The 18,872-nt window shown below is 57.4% G+C and carries 10 protein-coding genes and 1 tRNA gene; 3 read left to right on the top strand and 8 right to left on the bottom strand.

What is annotated here, in order from left to right; translation table 11 throughout:
• Nucleotides 1-53: 53 nt before the first annotated feature.
• The 6 genes from M4951_RS11725 to M4951_RS11750 all read right to left on the bottom strand — a co-directional run bounded on the left by M4951_RS11725 (nt 54) and on the right by M4951_RS11750 (nt 14,328).
• Complete coding sequence (locus tag M4951_RS11725; protein ID WP_262026671.1) at nt 54-2,390, bottom strand: hypothetical protein; 2,337 nt, start codon at nt 2,388-2,390, stop codon at nt 54-56.
• Between the two features lie 18 nt (nt 2,391-2,408).
• A complete protein-coding gene (locus M4951_RS11730; protein WP_262026672.1) occupies nt 2,409-5,192 on the bottom strand; it encodes a hypothetical protein in 2,784 nt (927 codons plus the stop codon).
• Nucleotides 5,189-7,489, bottom strand: a complete 2,301-nt coding sequence (locus tag M4951_RS11735) for a BatA domain-containing protein (protein ID WP_262026673.1) — start codon at nt 7,487-7,489, stop codon at nt 5,189-5,191. Before M4951_RS11735 ends, M4951_RS11730 begins: the two co-directional genes overlap by 4 nt.
• Nucleotides 7,490-7,507: 18 nt before the next feature.
• Nucleotides 7,508-8,410: a DUF58 domain-containing protein gene (locus M4951_RS11740; RefSeq protein ID WP_262026674.1), complete on the bottom strand. Its 903-nt coding sequence runs from the start codon at nt 8,408-8,410 to the stop codon at nt 7,508-7,510.
• Complete coding sequence (locus M4951_RS11745; RefSeq protein ID WP_262026675.1) at nt 8,379-9,431, bottom strand: AAA family ATPase; 1,053 nt, start codon at nt 9,429-9,431, stop codon at nt 8,379-8,381. Before M4951_RS11745 ends, M4951_RS11740 begins: the two co-directional genes overlap by 32 nt.
• Before the next feature lie 283 nt (nt 9,432-9,714).
• Complete coding sequence (locus M4951_RS11750; protein WP_262026676.1) at nt 9,715-14,328, bottom strand: PQQ-like beta-propeller repeat protein; 4,614 nt, start codon at nt 14,326-14,328, stop codon at nt 9,715-9,717.
• A gap of 334 nt (nt 14,329-14,662) precedes the next feature.
• On the opposite strand from M4951_RS11750, the gene M4951_RS11755 reads away from it, so the two are divergent.
• Nucleotides 14,663-15,004, top strand: coding sequence for an HU family DNA-binding protein (locus M4951_RS11755; RefSeq protein WP_002652856.1), 342 nt, complete (start codon nt 14,663-14,665; stop codon nt 15,002-15,004).
• Between the two features lie 201 nt (nt 15,005-15,205).
• Here the strand turns inward: M4951_RS11755 and M4951_RS11760 are convergent, their stop codons facing one another.
• Nucleotides 15,206-15,559 carry a hypothetical protein gene (locus M4951_RS11760; protein WP_262026677.1) on the bottom strand — a complete coding sequence of 118 codons (354 nt, stop codon included), beginning with the start codon at nt 15,557-15,559 and terminating at the stop codon, nt 15,206-15,208.
• Between the two features lie 455 nt (nt 15,560-16,014).
• A tRNA-Phe gene (locus M4951_RS11765) sits at nt 16,015-16,087 on the bottom strand.
• 287 nt (nt 16,088-16,374) lie between these two features.
• Between M4951_RS11765 and M4951_RS11770 the strand changes: the two genes are divergently transcribed.
• The gene (locus M4951_RS11770; protein ID WP_262026678.1) at nt 16,375-17,982 is read left to right on the top strand and encodes a terpene cyclase/mutase family protein; all 1,608 of its coding nucleotides are present in this window, start codon (nt 16,375-16,377) and stop codon (nt 17,980-17,982) included.
• A 63-nt stretch (nt 17,983-18,045) separates the two neighbouring features.
• Nucleotides 18,046-18,870 carry a hypothetical protein gene (locus tag M4951_RS11775; RefSeq protein WP_262026679.1) on the top strand — a complete coding sequence of 275 codons (825 nt, stop codon included), beginning with the start codon at nt 18,046-18,048 and terminating at the stop codon, nt 18,868-18,870.
• The last annotated feature ends 2 nt before the right edge of the window (nt 18,871-18,872 follow it).

Here is an 18,872-nt window from a genome sequence, read left to right on the forward strand (position 1 = left end):
CGGTCCCTCCTGGGCGGCATAGCCCGCCGTTACTCCAGTTTAAGCGGATTGTCTCAATCCGACGACTCTAAATTAAACAGATCTCGGAATAGCCGCTTTTGCTCGGTTTCGGTATCTTTTTGCAATTCTTCCTGCAATTGAATGATTTCGCGGATTTGGTCGACCAGCTCGTTGAAGGTCTCCAGGTCGAGCATCTTGTCCAAGACTTGCTGCATCGCCAGGATGATCTCGTCCGTTTCGGCAATCGCGGCGCCAACCGACTCCACCGATTGGGTGGGATCGCTCAACGACGCTTCCAGCCGTTTGATCGCTTCTCGTAGGTCAGGCTGGCGGACGTCGGCGATCTGGTTGATCGGGCTGATCACGTCATTTTCGAGACGTTCCTTCCGTTTCTCGGTATCGACGCGATTGTTGATGATCTCTTGGCGAATCTCCTCGAACCCCGCCGCGACCCCCCGCAGTTCTTCTTCCGCTTTGCGGCTGGCCTGGGGAGTTCGCTGCACGCGGAGCAGTTGTAACTCGATTGCCTGTTGCATCTTGGCGACGGGATCGGCAGCGTTTTCCCCTTCCAACTCGCCTGAGGAGAACGAACTGGGCCCGGTCGCGATTCTTTTGGCGTCGAGCTGAACGCGGACGAATTCTTCCCGCAACTGCTGGGTCTCTTGCAAGATCTGTTCAAAGCGCCGGCGTAGCCCAAGCTCCCGAGCTTCTAGTAACGATAGCAGTTTGCTGGGGGAGACTACATCCAGCGGATATCGCGTGCTGACGCCGATATTGGAACCGCCGGTCAGATCGTGCAGGTCGCTCGCTTTGAGGGTGAGCGAAATTTGATCTCCGGCGATCAGCTGCGGCGCTCCGGTCGTTTCTTTCAAATCGAGCACATAGTTGACTTCGCCTTGGGGGGTCGGCTTGATCGCGAAAGGGGTAATGTCGCCGTCGCCCGGTTGAACGTCGAGCCAAGCGTCTTTGGTTTCGTAGTCGTCGGTGATGGTTCCCAGGAGCGGGATCCGGGCCTGGGGCGTAATCGCCGTGCCGATGCCGGCCAACTGCAAGTTGACGTTGGGCGCCTGATCCGCGGTCGCTGCGATCTGCACGCGGAAGGGAGCTTCGCTATAAATACCGTCGCTATCGATCAAGGTGAGTTCCAACGACAAGTCGTCGGTCAGCGGTGGGAACTCCAGCTCGAACTGATCGTTCGGCTCGGTCAGCGTGATTTCGCTTTGGGTCTGCTCACGTAAGTTGGCGACTTCAACCCGGACGATCGGTTTGTTGGTTTTCGCCAACAGCTTGTACTGCGATCCGATCGGCAGTTCGGAGGAAGAGGTCAGCTCTGAGACGCGCGGCAGCAAATTGGTGTACTCTGGCGGAGCGGCGTCGACTTGCATCGTCAAGACCGCCGGACTGTCAACCGCTTCGATCCTCAGACTGCGGAGACGATGGTCGTAGCCGATGACGTCAAACGAGATCGACGCCAAGATGCTTTTCAGCGGCTTGCGCTGGAAGATGTAACGCTGATAGTCGCTGCGAGCGGCGCCGACGCGCTGCATCGCGACGCTGCCGCGCGCTCCATCGGCGGTCTCGTACACAATCGTGCAGTAAGCGGGAACCACTTCGGCGTCCGACTTGGCTCGCACCAGCAGTTTGGGAGAAGATCCCCGTGCGACGGTTGCAACACCATCCTTAAACGGAATAACTTCGACCACATCGGCGGCGGTCGTGCCATCGCTGGCGGCCGAAGGGCGGCTTACTTCGACGCCGACTACTTCGATTCGAGCCAGACGTGGCCAGGCTTCGTCTGAGAGCCAATAGAGTCGACGTCCCCAAATTTGGAACGAATCAAACGAAATGGCGGCGAAAGCGCCGACGCTGATCAACAGGGCGACCGCCAACGTAATGTTGCGGGTCAGCGGCCAAGGATTGAAAATCTCGTTCAGCTTGACCTGACGGCTATTATCGAGCGCCTGGGTGACCGCCTGACGGATCATGCCTTCGCGAAAAGCGACATCGGTCAGATCTTCTTCGACCGGACTTTCGACGGCGGTGAGCAGGCTCTCGTGGAACGCCGGATAGCGCCGCTCGATCAAGATCGCCATACTCGTGTCGGACATCCGCGCTACGAGGCGAATCAGGATCCAGCGATAAAAGATGTAAGCGCTGACCCCGTAAATCGCGACCAGGCAGACGATTCGCGCCTCGCGAGGCATTTCGCTAGCGCCAAAAGTAACCGGTAGATAGTCGACCGCCAGACCAATCCAAAAGGTGACGGCCAGCCAAGCGACCAGCAGCGCCAGCCCTTCGAGCAGCACGTAGAGCCGAATCCGCCGGCGCAGCGAACCAAGCAGCTCGCGCAGATCGGCGGGAAGTTCGGATTTCGGTTGGGGCGTCGTCATAGTCGACCGCTCTTCAGGTTACGCTAATTTCAACAAGCGCCGCGTCAGCCATTCCAGGGCAAGCACCCCGCAAATCAGGCCGAGCAGCCATGTCCGCAGCAGCCGGTCGAACTTGCGATCGACCAAATCTGGCAGCGCAGTGTACATATCTTGGGGCGGCAACGTGGCCGGCAAATATACGGCCGGCAGCGCCGATTTGCCGAGCGCCGCGTCCATCCCTACGTAGTAGACGGCGCCGGTCCCCTCTGCGATTTGTCGCATCGAAGCGTCGTCGCGTTCCGGACGCTCAATCTCTTTGTCTGGCAGCCGCACGCGGATGTCCCGCGTCAGCAACGAATCTTCGCCGCCGCCGGCCAATTGCAACTCGATGTGGTAGTCTCCTTCGATCAGCGGCGTAAATTGGCCGTGGTATTGGCCCTTCCCTCCCTGCTCGGCTTGCGTCAGCGTCAGTTCGTCACGACGACCGTCCGGGCGAGAGACCAACGCTTTGACCAACGGATCGGTCAGCGGCTCATGCTTGGCGTCGGTCAGGTGAGCGCGAACTTCAACCGTTTCGCCCACCAGCAAGCGGTCTTTGTTGGTCAACAAGACGCCGCGGCTCGAGTCTCGCAGCAAGCGCCCTTGCGATACGTAGCGGATCAACTTGGTATAGAACTGCTCAAAGTAGCCTTCGTGCAAAGCGCGAATTCGCCACATCTCGGAACTTGCCATGAAGAAGACGCGCCCGGCGCCATAAAACTGGGTCGCCATATAAACCGGCGGATCATCGCCGAGCGTCGCATCGGGATCGTTGTAGCGCGCCAAAATTGAAGCGCCTTCTTTTTTGTCGCGCACCGCGTAATAGCCGTAAACGCCGGCAAACTCTTCCCAGCGAGCGGCGCTGCCGGCGCCATCGTTGCCTAGCCACAAGAATGATTGCGACTGACCTTCCTTGGTAAAGACCAGCGGCCAGGCTTTATCCGAATCGAAGCGATTCTGGCCGATCGAAGTGCCGCGGCTATGGAAAGTGACGGGGTAAAGCTGTTTGACGATATCGATTACCGGATCACCGCGTCGTTGGCTGGCCCATTCGGCCGTAAAGACCGGACCGGTGGTGACGATCAAGCCGCCGGCCTTCTCGGCGACCCACCGCTCGAGCAGTTCGGCTTGCTCCACGGTAAGTTGCGACCAATCGGGATCAAACGCGACGATGCAGTCGTAGTTTTCAAACAGGTCAGCCGCATCGTTGGGGAAACTAAAGAGCAACTCGTCCGACTCTTGCGAAATGCCGGGCTTGCCGCTTTGCAGATAGACGTGCAGTTCGACATCTTTGTCGCGATACAGTTGATTTCGCAAAAAGCGGAAGTCGCGGGAAGGTCCGCCGGCCATCAGCAGCACGCGGTTCTTCCGCTGAACGACTTGCACTTTGACATCTTTTTGATCGTCGCTGGTATCCTGATCAGAACCGGCCGGCGATAAAATTCGCAACTGATAGGTTCGCTCGCCCAGCGAGTCGGGAGTCACGTCAAACGTGGTCGCGACCACCGCGCCGTCAGCGCCCAAGGTAATGCGACGCGCTTCTCCCTCTAGCGATTCTTCGCGGAACTTGCCATCCGAGTCGGTTGTACCGGATGCAAGTTGCACGTTGACAAAGTCCGTCTTCGACGCGAAGGCCTGGATGTAGCCGGTGATTTGGAAGGCGTCGTTCGGGAAGACGCGCGACGGCGCTTCGAGATCGACAACCCGCAGATTGATCGGTCGCTCGGACGGTCCCAACCCGATCGGAAAGACCGGCGTCTCTGAATCGGCGGCGATCTGAATCGCTTCGCGAATATCGAGTCCGCCGTTGTTCACGCCGTCAGAAAGGAGCAGGATGCCGGCGATCGGCCGACCGCGCTCTTGTTGTACGATTTGAGCGATCGCGTCGCCGATCCGCGTTTCGACGCCGTGCGGCTTGAGCTTGTCGAGCCAGTCAATGTCGGCATAGGTCGGCGCAGCCGCTTGCTCTTCGGCTTCGGTCTGTTCTGGCTGCGACGGCTGGGCCGCATGGACGCTTAGATCCCCTTGGGCCAATTGGCGCAGGCTGAGCTCGGGGGCTCGCAAGTTCGCCGTCGCGGCCAATGAGGCGCCGACGACCAACGCAAAAGCGCCAATCATCGACCAAGCGGCGGCGGTCTCGCGCCAACTGGGAGCCAGCCGACGCGTTGCGAGTGCGATCAAGTAAGCGAGTAGGCTGATCGCCAGCACGCCGAAGCTGATCAGCAGCAACAAGCGAGCCGAGCGGAAGCGAGCATCCATCTCGGCCGAATCTTCGGTGTCCGAGACGGTATCGGTCTGCGGGCGACGAAAGACGGCCAATTCGGTTGGTTGCGCCGTTTGATCGAATTGATAGACCAACACGTCATGCGATTTGCGCAATTGTTCGAGCAGTTCCCCTTCAGAGAACTTGTTGACGATCTGCTCGTAGCGCGGCGACGATCCGCTTTCGATGCTGTTGGGCAGCGCCATGCTGAGGCTGGTGTCGACCAGTACGACGACACGCGAGTTTTCGTGCAGTTCGCTCTCGGTCTTCTTTTCGAGATTGAAAAAGAAGAGGAGCAGACCAGCCAGTGCGGCCAGTCGAAGTCCGGTCAACGTCCAGCGGACGGGACGTGATTGCTCACGCGTGTCGCGCCGATAGAGCCAGCCGACGAAGGTGATCACTGCGACGACCAGAGCGACCAACAGCGCCCAATGACTCCACTGCGTCATTTCGGCCAGACGCGAGAACTCATAGGTGGTTCGCGTCGCGGCGGCGTCGGTTTGTGCGAGTAAGAAGGTCATCGAGCGGCTCCCATCACAGGAGGATGGTAGCTCGTCAAGAATGCCAGTATCTGTTCCACGACCAGTAATCCTAACAACGCGTAGAGCAGATAGTCTTGCCAGGCGAAGCCTTCGCTGGCGCTCCAACTGTAGTCGACCGATTCGACGGTGTGATAGGTGAAGACGACCGGAGCGAGCGCCGCTTGCAGTTCACTGCGGTCGGTCGTCGTCAGATCGCCTTCAAGCGGATCGACGTTGAGCGCGAAGCGCCGCAGATTGGGAAGCCCGTCGCTTTGCGTCAGCCAAATGTCATAGACGCCCGATAGACCGGTCAGCGAATCGCCGGTGATGTTGTTCACGCCGGCATAGTCGAGCTTTCTAAATGGGCGCGTTTCTTCTTTGGGCAGGAACGCGTCATCTCGTTTGACGGTCGGCATGCGATCGGCGCCGGGCGCGTAAACAAGCGCGTCACTGCGGAAGTTCGCTTCATCGACTTCCAAACGTAGCGGACTGCCGACCAGACGTTCGGTCGATTGCCGCGTGCCAGAGGCTAAGTAAGCTTGCAACTCGAGTGCGGTGACGATAAAGCCCGGCGTAATCGACCAGTTGTTCCAATCGGGAGTCAAGCTGGTCAGGAAGGTGACGACGCTGCCGTCGCCCACTTGCTGTTCGACGATCAGAGGTCGTCCGTCACGAAGTTTGCCGAGCACGGCGCCGTTGTCGCTGGGATTCCAGGTCGCGTCGAGATCGTAGTATTTGTAGAACTTCAAGTCGTTGCGGAATCGATTTTTCTCACCGCGAAAGACGGCGAATATCGGATGTTCGGACGGCACAAAATCAACCGTCTCTTCGCCGGGAATCGACGGCGCTAGTTCTTTCGTGCCGATGACCGCCGCCGGCAGCAAACCGCCGTCATGCAGCGAATTCAACGCATCCAGCGTCGTGCCGGGGCCGGCGAAGATCGCGACTCCGTGACCGCTGGCGGCGTACTGGTTCAGCTTCTCGACCGCATTGCCGTCAAAGCGGGGAATATCAAACAGGTAGATCGCGTCAAAGCCTTGCAAGGTTTCGAGCGACGCATCCCGTAGGTATTGCGGACCAACGACCAACGGTTGAATGCCGGTGTTGACCGCTTCGCCTGGCTGGAAGACGGCGGTCATGAAGTAGGCGTTCCGTTGATTTAGATCCCCATCGACCAGCAGCACCGGAATGCTCGGCGGCGCGTTCAAGATTTGAAAGCGGCGATTGTCGGCGGCGATAGCGTCGTCCGGCAACTGAGCGACGGCGACATGTTGTCCGGCGGTCGGAAAGAAAATCTGGGCGCGGCGGGTCACTTCTTCGCCCGGCGGGATTTCCTCGAAGTACACGGTCGGTTCAGAGTGCGGCGTACCGAGCCCTTCGCCGGCGCTGGTGAACTTGCGATCGACGCCGTCGTCGTGATAGGTCTGCAACTTGACTTGCACGCCGTTGGCAGGCGTGTCGCTATAATTGCGGACGGTCACTTCCAGGAAGGTCGGCACTCCTGCGGCCAACGTCGCGGATTCGGGCGCGAGACGCGTGATCCCCAGATTCACCGGATTGCGCCGAGAGCAATTCACCAGATGAACTTCGGCGGTTCGGGTCGAAAGCTCTTGCAGGCGTTGTTTCACATCTTGCGATTGGGACCAATCGCGGCGGCGGAAGTCGCCAACCAGGTAGACGAGCGCATTTTCGTTTTCGACATTGTCGGTGATGAAGCGGTTGACGGCCGCAATCGCTTCAGCCGGTCCGACGGATAACTCCGACGAGTCGACGCTGCGTAACGCTTCTTCCAGCGAATCGCGGAACGATGGATCGACATCGTCGCCGCTAATATCGACACGGGCGACCCCGCCGTCACCGGCGCCGGCTCGGGAAGTTCGCAGCAAAGTCAGACGTTGCGGCGTTCGCTTTTCGGCGGCTGCGGCGGCGATCTGTTTGATCACTTCGCGGCCGCGGTCCATGACTTCGACGCCGCCGGTGCGGTCTGACATCGAAAGGCTATCGTCCAAAATCACATAGTGATGCGTACCACCCCCGCCGAACAACGAGGACCATTGGTCCGAAGTGGTCAGGCCGGCCATGATGGCGACCAACAATGCGATCGCCGCCATGCGAGCGAGCAGCAGCAGCAGTTGTTTGAACCAGACCGAGCGTTGGTTCCGCTTCTGGCTTTCCAGCAAAAACTGCATCGCGGCCCATTGGACGCGGCGTCGTCGCATCATGTTGATCAAATGGATCAACACGGGGACGAGCAGGAGCAAAAAGCCCCATGTCAGTGCTGGATGAACAAACTGCATAACGGAAACAAATCGGGGTTAGTTGCGGTGGTGCATGCCAAGTCGGCTGTTCAAGTAGGTCGAAAGAATCGCTCCCAACGAATCGCTGGTGCGAACCAACGCGTAATCGACCGTGTTTTTCGCGCAGCCGCGACGAACTTCGTCTAGGTACGTCTGCATCGCTTTTAGGTATCCATCACGCAGCGCTCGGGGATTGCAGTCCAACTGATCGTCGGTCTCCATTCCCTCAAATCGAGTCGGGCCGCTAAAGGGGAAATCGAGTTCGTCGTCGTCCAGGATGTGGAATACTAAGACATCGTGGCCACGCTGACGCAGCAGTTTCATTCCTTTGATGGTGTCTTCGACATCGCCAAATAAATCGGACGCGATCACCATCATGCCGCGGCGCGGATAAGCTTCGGCCGCTTCGCGACAGATTCGCAGAAAGCTGGTCTTCTCGCGCGGCTTGTTTTCGTCAAACGCTTTGATGACCGAAAGCAAATGGTTGCGTTTGCTCATCATCGGCACGCGCGCACGAATCTTTTCGTCGTAGATCGCGCAGCCGATCGCGTCTTGCTGCTTGAGCACTAGATAGGCTAGACTGGCCGCCGCGGTGCAGGCGTATTCGTACTTGTTGAGCGGTCCCGAGCCGTACTGCATGCTCGACGACGCGTCGATCAGCAACGTGCAACGCAGGTTGGTCTCTTCTTCAAACTGCTTGATGTAAAAGCGATCCTGCTTGGCCCAGACTTTCCAGTCGATATGACGTAGATCGTCTCCGGACGCGTATTCGCGATGTTGCAAGAACTCGATCGATTGACCGAAGTAAGGGCTGCGATGCATTCCCGAAAGAAAACCTTCGACGATATGCCGTGCCCGTAACTCTAGCCGAGTGATCTGCTTGATCGCCTCAGGATGCAAAAATCTTTTGGAATCGGGCATCGCTTGTTAGCTCGTCTTCCTTGGTGGGGGTCGATTCCAGAATCCGATCGATCACATCGTCGGGCGTAATGCCGTCACTATCGGCGGCGAAGTTCACCGAAACGCGATGCCGCAGCACCGGTTTGGCCAGCGCTTTAATATCATCGGTCGAAACATGCGTTCGTCCGTGCAGCAAGGCGCGAGCTTTGCCGCCGAGAATCAAAAACTGCACTGCGCGGGGACCAGCGCCCCAACTGACCAGATCCTGCACAAAGTCAGGCGTACCAGCCGCGCCGACGCGGGTTTGTCGGACCAGCGAAAGTGCATAGCGAATTACGTGGTCGGTAATCGGAACTTCGCGGACGATCTTTTGCAGTTCGATCAACTCTTCGCCGGTCAGGACCGGAGAGATCTCGCCTTTGGCGCCGCCGGTGGTGCGGCGCGCGATTTCAAATTCGTCGTCGAAATTCGGATATTTTACGTAGACCTTGAACATGAACCGGTCTTGCTGCGCTTCGGGCAGCGGATAAGTTCCCTCTTGTTCAATCGGGTTCTGGGTCGCCAACACGAAGAAGGGATCGGCCAGTTCGTGGCGGACGCGGCCGACGGTCACTTGCCGCTCTTGCATCGCTTCCAACAGCGCGGCTTGCGTCTTGGGAGGCGTCCGGTTGATTTCGTCGGCGAGTACGATGTTCGAGAACAACGGACCTTCGAGAAAGCGAAATTCGCGATGGCCGGTCGAACGGTTCTCCTCGATGATTTCGGTGCCGGTGATGTCGGCCGGCATCAAGTCAGGCGTAAATTGAATGCGGCTGAAGCTCAGGTTGAGCGTTTTCGCCAGCGAGCTGATCATCAATGTCTTCGCCAGTCCCGGCACCCCTTCTAACAAGCAGTGACCGCGGCTGATGAGCGAAATCAGCAGTTCTTCAATCACGTCGGTCTGGCCGACGATGATCTGTGAAAGCTGCTCATGAATCTGGCGACGTGCGGCGGCAATTCTCTCGACCGCGGCGGCGTCTGCCTGAAGAGGAGAGTCGGTCATGAGCGGTTCCTTCGATCTGGCGGCAGATATTTCTAAAGGCGGTAGTTCGTAGGGCGAATTCGCCAACCATTAAAACGGCGATTCGTAGACTTCGTGTCGCAATGTTCACAATTAGTTCATCAAAGCCGATTTTCGACCTCAAAAGGTAGCTCGCAAATCAACATTGGGCCGTCTCCCTTCCCAAACGATGGGGTGGTGACGATTATACCGATTGCGCTAAGTTGTTGTACCGCAGGAGTTTATCGGAGGAGTGCCCGCGACGGCCCCGATTTGCCGCACGCGGCTACTCTGCTGGGGGATAAGTCGTGTTGGGTAGGGAGGAACCGCTGGGCGCCGGCGGGGCCGGCGCGGCGGTAAAGTTGAGCGCGAACGACATTTTGGTCAAAAGAACGCGCAAGGTTTGGTTCTCTGGATCGCCAAACAGTTGGTAGGTCGCCGTATGTTCGGATTGCCCATCTCGCAGCAAGATGCGTCCGTCGCGGCGATCGACCAACAGCACGATCGCTTCGTGCGCCTTTTTGTCGATCCGATTTTGCCGTGACGCGAACGCCAGAACCGGCAAACGGGGAGACTGTTCTGCTTCGATCAGGTGAAAATCACGAATCGGCTCTGGCGTTTGCCATACTAATTCGCCCTCGTTGCGTGAGAAGCTGTAAACCCGCGAAACGGGGCCAGCCGGTTCTTTGGAGTTGTAGGGAATACTTTTCGAGGTGAAGCGGCTTTCCTTGCGACTGGTCGTCGCGATCAGTTGGAAGTCATCGGCGCCTTCGACGATTTTGATTTGCGAATCTCGCTGGCCGAGTTCCGGTTCGGCGTGCAATTTTTCTTCGATGATCGTCTTGCCGCTGGTTAGTTCAAAGACATGGAATTGGCCGCTCGGCTCTAGGATCGCGACTTGCGAGCCAAAGACGCGACCGCGTGAGCCGGGCTCCGCTTCGTAGCGCCACAGTTCTTCGCCGGTCAGCAAGTTGCGCGCGACCGCTTCTAATTTGACGCCCTTTTCCCAGGTCAGATAGTTCAGCCCTTCCGTCGCCCAAATCATTTCTCGCACCGGTGATTTGACGGTTCCGATCGGAACTCCGCTGCGCAGATCAAAGAGCAACGCTTCGGTTTCGGAGGCGTTATTTTCTTTGCGCGGTGGAATCGCCGCCAACACCGAGTCATCGGAAACCAAGAAACAGCCCGGCGGAACATTGTCCCGCTCCCAGTTCGAGTCGCCGGTCAGCGGATCGACGCAAATTAGCTTGTTGCCACGCTGGAAGCAGAGTGAATCGTACCGCAATGAGCTGAAATAGCCGATCGGTCGCTCGTTGAGCGAGTCATGTCCATCGTACAAGTAGTCGCCAAACGGATTGTCGTTGACTTCGACGACATTGACTTTGGGTCGACTGCGCGACGTGCTTCCTTCGGGCGAAAGATTCTCTTGCCAAAGGGCTCGTTCGCGAACGTCATCCTCGTCAGAGCGATCCAGCGTATCAAACGCATGGACTTCGTTGCCAAACGAGACGACGACCAGATGGCCGAGTCGATCGGCATGAATCTGGGCCGTTTGCGAATTGTAAAGCTGGGCTTCGTTGAGCATGGTGAACGGCAGATGAATCCGTTGATTCCCATATTCGTCCACGACGACGATGTGGCGTTCTTCATTGTCGAGTTTGAGCGCCTCGCGCGGGATGTCAAAACCGAACCGTTCGTCGATCCGAACCGGGTGCAACAACCGAACGGCGGCGGCCAGGTCTTCACTGCGGCGCTGCAGCGTTACGGCGCCATAGTTCCAGTAAGGGTTGGCGACCTTAACGGCCTGCTCCATCGCAAGTTGACGCCCTGATTGTCCGCTGGCGAGTTTCTCGTTGCGGAACCGATCGGCCAAGCGGCGATAGACGATTGAAGCGTCCGCCGTATGTCCGCGCACCGTTAACAGGCTCGCGAGTTCAGCGGTCGCTTGAGCGGCGATCGCGGGATCATCACAGAAGGCAAGTTGCTGCCAAATCGTTTCAGCCGTCAATTCATTTCCGTCGGTCATTGCAACGCGGGCCAATTCCAACTCGGCGGCTCGCGCCAAGCGAAACGCGCCAAAGCGTCGTGTGAAACGGCGGAGCTTATTCGCGTAGCGATCGCTTTTGGCGTGCTGTTGCAGGTCTGACCAGCGCTGGGCGATTGATTCGTTCATCGAAACGGCCACCGCCGGCTCGACGGCGGTTAGCAGCTGCGCCAACTGCCCGCCGATCCAGCGGTCACGTTGGACACGCAAATTCGGGCCGATGTTTTGCAGCGGACGTTCCGACTTCCCTTGCTCGAGGATCTGGTCTAGCAAGTCAACGTAGCGACTGTAAGCGTCAAACGCGGCTTGGTGTTCGCCGGCCTGGTTCAGACCAATCGCGGTCACTCGGACCAGCTCGAGACGATCGTCCATGCTTTCGACAATCGCTTCCAGCTTGGTTGCGGTTTCACGATTGCCGGCGAAATCTTCACGCAGCGCTTCTAGTGCGGTCGAGACGTACGCTTGCTGCGTTTCGGGAGAATCGACCAGTTCGAGCGATCGATGCAGCGTCGCTAAGGCCTCTTGGATTTTCCCGTCGTGAACGAGGAGTTCGCCTTGGTTACGCAGCGCTTCGGCGTCTTGAGGGTTCTTCGCCAGGCGAACGCGCACTTCTTCGCGCAGCGCGTCAATCTGCTTGAAGGATGCGACAAAGTTCACCCCTTGCGAGATGACGTAGCGGCCATGGCAGACCAAATTTCCCAACGTCCCTTCGGTCGGGATCGATTTGTCAAGTTTGCCGGTCCGAATGTTGATGCGAACGATCTCTTCCTGCGTCGAAGGGAGATAGTAAAAATCGCCGCTGAGAAAACCTCGACCGCTCGGCAGTCCGCCGTCCGGAATCGTCTGGCTCTCCCAAGCGGAGGCGCCGGTATCGACCTTCAAGCCGTAGATCGCATTCGTGCCGACAATGAGCGCTATGTCGCCTGATACGGCGGCCAGATAGACGCCGTCTTCACGCGGCTTTTGCCACAACAGTTTGCCGGTCATTCGATCCAGACAGAAGATTTCGTCGGTCTCAGGAGGCGTCATAAAGACCCGATTTCCGGCGACGACCACTTTGCCGTCGGCCCAGCGGTCTCCATACCCTGGGCGGGATTCTTGCGCTCGTCGTTGCTGGATGAAACCTTGTCGGGGGTGACGCTCGAGCGTTTGATATTGATAGCCCCACAGCAGTGAACGTTGACGGACGTCGATCGCCGCGACGACGCCGATATTGGTGGGACAGATCAGTACGCCGTCGGAGTATGAAGGAGAGGCGCCAAACAGCCGATGAGCCGGCTCGTTGACCGACATCCAAAGTCCATCAAGTTGCGCCAATTGTTGCGACCATTGGAGCGAACCGTCGACTGCGTTAAAGACCAATAGGCGAATCTCGCCGTTGACTTCCGCGATCGTGTAAAGCGAACCTTCGACTGGCAACGGAACGCCCAGAAACTGCGCTTCGGCCAGGGCAGGCTCGTCGCTCATTTCGCTTCCGGCGATCCAGAGCGTCTCCCCTTCCCCACGCAAGCCGAAGCAACGCAGGCGATTTGGCGATGGAGCGCGGGCTACGTTAAAAAAGGCGATCGCAGGGCCATTTTGTTTGGTCTCGGAGGGGGTCGCTTCTTCGATGATGAAGACGCGTTCGCCATCCGAAGAAATCTGGCCGTAGCAACCATCCAACCAGGTTCGTTTTTTAATCTGATCCAAATAGCTAGAGCCTGGATCGTTCGACATGGCGCTAAATCGCGAATCGGCCCGATTGACGTCGGATGCGTCCCAGGGGTAGTTCCATTTCACTTTGCCGGTCGTCAAGTCGACTCCTAGCAGATGCCAGGGAGTGCGGACCAATACCTGGTCTCGCACCACCAACGGCTGCGCCGCCGGCAAGGCGGCGACGCCGTTTTCGATAAAGCCCTGCGACGTATCGTCGGCTTGCTCTTCATCATTGCTGCTGCGCGCCATCCGCACGTGCCAATTCAAATTGCGGAGCGGCGCACTGCCGCGGGTCGGAGCATTGCGCGACGCGTCGCCGCCAAACACGATCCAGGATTGCGGGATCTTCGAGCTGGGGTTCGACAGGTCCTGAAACTGCATTGCAAGCCACAGACGCGGCTCGGTCGATTCGGCGAACAGCTGTTGCAGGGAAGCGGGGACGTTGAAGTTTTGGCTCTTCTGCTTTGCGCGGAGCGACTCGAGCGTCTCGACCGCATGTTCTTCTTCACCGGCGGCGAAATAGCCGATCGCCATCAACAGCGAAATCTCTGGTTCGTACTTCTGCATCGCCAGTCGGCTGCTCTGCAGCGGCAGCAGGGCCAAGACCGCGGACATCGGCATTCCCTGGTCCAACTGGGTGCGAGCTAGCAAGATGGTCGCCTGATAGCCAGCGTCGGTGTGAGCGTAGCGACGCGAGATTTCGGCGAGCATGCCGGGGTCGCGCGAGGTGATCGCCTGCTTGAGCATCGCCTTGGCGTCGGCGCCATAGAGCAGCTCGAAGGCTTCTTGCCCCTCTTTGGGGAGCGAGTTAAGCAGCTCGCGCGCTTCTTTTTTGATGCTCATGTCGACTGGGCCCGCGGCCTGGCCCGGCAGGAAGAAGTCTTCCAATTCAGGGTCGTTCAGCAGCATCCCCAGTTCTTCTGCGGCGGCGGTCCACTTCTTTTCAGCGATCGCTTCCCGGGCTCGTTCGGTTTGCAGCCGAATTTCACGTGGGGGCGCCAGAAAGACGGCGTCCTCGTTGGTTTCTACTTGTCCCCTAACCGAATTGGGCGGAATCGATACCCAAGCGGCTACGGCGGCGATCAATCCGATGATCGCCAAGCGACCGATGCGAAGCGGCTCGCCGGAAGTGGGGAGAGAGGGAAGGTTGTGAAATTTCACGCGCGGCGACTCCAACGTTTGGAAAAGAACTCACTTCCTCAATTTACGACAATTGGGCGAAAATGACCAATTGAATCGTACGAAGTTCCACCCTTGAAGAGACGTTTGGCACGCCGCGCCGCCGACCGTCTCGTGGGGACGAAGGACATTTTTGACGGAAAAAAGAGGGTCTAAATGTGCCGAAATGGCGTTATTTCCCGGTTTTTCGGCCTTTTTGGGCCTTATGGAGCGCTGTCAGGCTTGAAAAACTCGACTGAAATCTTTTAATCAACGCGTTCCGCTCAACGGACGGACAAATCATTCCACACTGCACAGCCTCGCAAGGAGGGAAAAAATGGCGAAAAAAGCCGTAGCGGCCACCACTGTCAAAAAGCCGCTGACGAAGACCGAACTGCTGAACAACATCGCGGAAGAAACGGGCATTGCCAAAAAGGACGTGTCGATTGTCCTGGACTCGCTCCAAAACCAAGTGAAAAAATCGCTTGGCAAGACTGGCGCTGGCGCCATCTCGCTTCCCGGTTTGATCAAAATCGAAAAGAAGAAGGTTCCTGCGCGTCCCGCTAAGAAGGGTGTTCCGAATCCTTTCAAGCCGGGCGAATTGATGGACGTTCCGGCCAAGCCGGCGTCGGTCAAAGTGAAGATCCGCGCTCTGAAAAACCTGAAAGACATGGTTTAATCACGAGCGTTTTACCGCCTAACCGCGATCGACGCACGTTGTCTCGCGTAAGGCCGCAAGATTTGAGGGGCGCAGCAGACCCGCGCCCTTCCTTCATGCGGCCTTACGCCGTTTCTTGAGATTGGCCACTTTGGTCGTCCGATATCGCGACTACGCCGAGTCGGCGCAATCGCGTAAAAACGGGGCAATTTCGCCAAATAATTACGATACCGGCGGCGTTTCCATCTCGGGCTCTTTCCCCAGATCGTCAAATTGTCGCAGTGCGATCGCTTGACGCCAGAAGGGTTCTCGCTTGAATTCGGCGACTTCTGCGGCGGACATCGGTCCTCCTTGCAACTGCAGGCTCTGCAACGACGCAGCCGACAATCCGCTTAGGTAGTCGGCGTCGGTCGCACAGAGAAACCGCTTGGCCGCAACATGCAGACGTCCTGGTTCGACGATCTCCGGCGTGAAGTAGCGCGAAAGAAATCTGGCTCCCAATTCTTCGTGCTGTGCTTCGACTCCCTGCTCGGCGATTCTCTCGTCTTTGCCCGGAGATGAGATGACCAAAGTCATGCAGAAAGCAAGCAGCGATCATTTCGTCGCCGGCCCCAGACATCTCAGCGAAATAAGCCGATTGCAGCGCATGTTGCCGCTCTGTCACCTCTTCGCCGTAGGTTCGATCACCCAGTTCGGCAAATTTCCGTTCGATAAATTCAATGGCGTTCATCGATGATCCAAAGCAGCAACAGAAAATTAGGTGCTGGAGAGATAAGGAACGTGCCACTTAGCTTATCCGAGCGGCGGAAAAGCGAAAGATATTTTGAACAATCTGAAGCGCAAGGCCACGATACGTCGGTTGCGCCAAGCAGTGGGAGCTTCCGAGAATTGGGGAGCAGGACAGTTGCCAATCGCCATTTTCTTAAGAAAACAACGCCTCAGCGGCGTCGAGAGCGACGCTAAATTGCAACGGTACAAAAAAGAAACGCCGAAAGTCTTTCGTATAAAAGACTTGCGGCGTTTGTGAAAAGTGGTCAGGGCCGGAATCGAACCGGCGACACTCGGATTTTCAGTCCGATGCTCTACCAACTGAGCTACCTGACCAAGCGACGAAAGACCAAATCTAGGTCAGTCGCGACGCCTTGTCAATTGGGGCGCCAGACGCCCGAGGTAAAGTCCCTGTCGTGACTTACGTCGTATGAAGTTCGTCGCAGATTGCTTGACAGTTTGCGGAGGAACTTCTAGTTTGACCAGAACCTCTTCTCACGGAACATTCGCTTTACAACAACGAATCCTGCGCCGTATGTATCGACTTGTCGATGCGTAACAGGGTTCGCGTTTTCCTTTTCCATTTGCGTCAGGCCATGCGCAGCGACGGACGACGTAGTTTATTGAGCCACCCATGGTGGGGAGCCCTCTTTTTGGCGCTCTTCCCGACGGTCCTTTGCGCCTATTCGCCAGAGAGTCCCGAAGTCGAGACGATGGTTCAAAAGGGCGCCGGATTTCTCAAGTCGACTGGAGTTCACGACCGTCCTGGCGGCAAAGCGTTAGTCGCCCTGGCATTGCTAAAAGCGGGCGAAAAAGAAAGTCACCCGCGCGTTCAAAGCGGCGTCGACGCGGCCAGAAGTCTGGGAAGTAAGACGCCGTCCAATGCCCACGACAACGCCTATGACGTCGGCATGTCGCTCATTCTGTTATGTGAACTTGATCCCGAAGCGAATCGCGAGCCGATTCAAAATCTCCTGCAATATTTTCTCGATACGCAAAAGCCCGGCGGCGGATGGGGATATGCAGGTCGAAATACCGGCGATAATTCGATGACGCAATATGGCGCACTTGGATTGTGGTTGTCGCAACGTAGCGGTTTTGAAGTGCCGATTCCGACGGTGGAACGACTCTGCAATTGGATCCTTCGTTGTCAGGATCCTTCCGGCGGCTGGGGCTACCAAGGTGTCGATCCGGGACCGGGAAACTTTCAACGCGTTCAGCAGGTCGAAATGCGACCGACCATGGTGTGCGCCGCACTGGGCAGTCTCTACATGGGAAGTGATCTGCTCAACATCACCGAACGCCGTAAACAGGACGTGGAAGAAAAGAGTCCCAGCCTGCCGGGCTTTGTCCGTGAAGTAAAAACGCCGGACGCTGTGGAGCGGTCGAAAATCTTGACCAAAGCGGTCGATGCCGGCAGGGTGACCGCTTCGAAAAACGCAGGGCGGAATAATCTCGCCGCGACTTTCACCATTTCGCCGAATCAGTGGGATTTTTATTACCTCTACGCGCTGGAGCGTTACGAAAGCTTTCGCGAATTAGATCTCGGGAAGAAAGACCCTAAACCGGCTTGGTACGATGCCGGCGTCAACCATCTCCGGTCGACTCAAGCCAATACCGGCAGTTGGCGGGGAAAAAATGAAGAGCCCATGGTAGCGACGGCGTTCGCCATCTTGTTCCTGAAACGCAGCACCGCGCAGTCGATCAAAAAACGGAGTCGCGTCTTTGACGAAGGACGACTCGTCGGCGGGCGCGGGCTGCCGAAAGTGGTGGAAGACGCCACCATCAAAAACGGCCAAGTCGTTAACAAATCGGAACTGCTGGAGTCCGATAAATTTCTCTCGATGATCGAAGCGGATGACGCCGAGCTGGAGCGGTTTTTGCACCAGGACGTCAAGTTTGAACTGAGCGAAGACGAGCGGGGACGATCTGAGCAGATCGTGCAACTGCGTCGTAAGATTCGCGAAGGTTCGTTTGGCGCTCGCTTGTTAGCGATCCGAGCGATTCGGCAATCGAAAGATTTCGATAGTATCCCGGCATTGATTTACGCACTAACCGACCCGGATGTGCGCGTTGCGATTGAATCGCGAGACGCTCTCCGATTTATCACACGCAAGTTCAACGGCTTCGGGATGCCACGCGGAGCAGATTTAACGCAACGATCCCTTTACGCGAACCAATGGAAACAATGGTATCGCTCCGTCCGTCCCGACGCTGAGTTTCTCGACTGAATGGCCGGCTCTTCGACTGCAACTTCTTCCGCTTCTGCACGGCCGCCGCGATCGACGCCGCCGATGAAGGTTTCGTCGTATGATCGCGTCGCCAGCATGCTGGTGGCGCTGTTGGTGTTGGTGGGTCTGGCGGTCTTGATCTTGTTTTTGATCTTCTTGACGACCCGCACCTATCCGACGCAAACGGCGGTGCCGGTCATTCTGGAAGAAGTCTCGGGACGAGGCGACAACGCCGCCGGAGTTGCCCGAGATTTAGAACCGCCAGGACTGGATGAGTTGGACGAAGTCTTGGAGCCGCAACTAGAAATGTCGCTGGAAGCGGTCACGGAAGTTGTGACGTCGCAGTCGGCGGCGCTGGAGTCGCTGGAAGGTCAACTGAACCCTAATGGCACAGGGGGCGGACTAGGAGACAGCCGCCCTGTCGGTCCGCCGGGGGATGGCGAAGATGTCGTTCCGCGCTACGAGCGGTGGGAAATTCAATTCGCGTCTTCCGACTTGAAAACCTACGCACGGCAGCTCGATTTTTTCAAGATTCAACTCGGCACGCTCGCCGGCGGCGACAAAGTGCGGTACGCATCGGCGTTGGCGACCAATCCGCAAAGTTCGGATGGATCGACCGCCAAAGAAGAGCGACTGTACATGACGTGGCGCGATGGTTCGTTCAAAGAAGCGGATCGCGAATTGCTAAGCTCGGCGGGGATTACGCCGGGACCGGTGGTGATGCAGTTTTACGATCCCGAAACGGAAAACATGCTGGCGTTTCTGGAGAAGCAATACGCGAAAGATCGCAAGATTGGACAGATTCGCCGCACCTATTTTGGCGTGCGAAAAAAAGGTAATGCGTTCGAGTTTTACGTAGTTCGACAGGAATATCGCAACGCTCGGTAACC

The sequence above is a fragment of the Blastopirellula sp. J2-11 genome (assembly GCF_024584705.1).
Classification (GTDB): domain Bacteria; phylum Planctomycetota; class Planctomycetia; order Pirellulales; family Pirellulaceae; genus Blastopirellula.

Coding starts and splice junctions, on each gene's coding strand:
- M4951_RS11725 (WP_262026671.1), bottom strand. CDS start 2,390: ATGACGACGCCCCAACCGAAATCCGAACTTCCCGCCGATCTGCGCGAG.
- M4951_RS11730 (WP_262026672.1), bottom strand. CDS start 5,192: ATGACCTTCTTACTCGCACAAACCGACGCCGCCGCGACGCGAACCACC.
- M4951_RS11735 (WP_262026673.1), bottom strand. CDS start 7,489: ATGCAGTTTGTTCATCCAGCACTGACATGGGGCTTTTTGCTCCTGCTC.
- M4951_RS11740 (WP_262026674.1), bottom strand. CDS start 8,410: ATGCCCGATTCCAAAAGATTTTTGCATCCTGAGGCGATCAAGCAGATC.
- M4951_RS11745 (WP_262026675.1), bottom strand. CDS start 9,431: ATGACCGACTCTCCTCTTCAGGCAGACGCCGCCGCGGTCGAGAGAATT.
- M4951_RS11755 (WP_002652856.1), top strand. CDS start 14,663: ATGGCGAAAAAAGCCGTAGCGGCCACCACTGTCAAAAAGCCGCTGACG.
- M4951_RS11760 (WP_262026677.1), bottom strand. CDS start 15,559: ATGACTTTGGTCATCTCATCTCCGGGCAAAGACGAGAGAATCGCCGAG.
- M4951_RS11775 (WP_262026679.1), top strand. CDS start 18,046: ATGAAGGTTTCGTCGTATGATCGCGTCGCCAGCATGCTGGTGGCGCTG.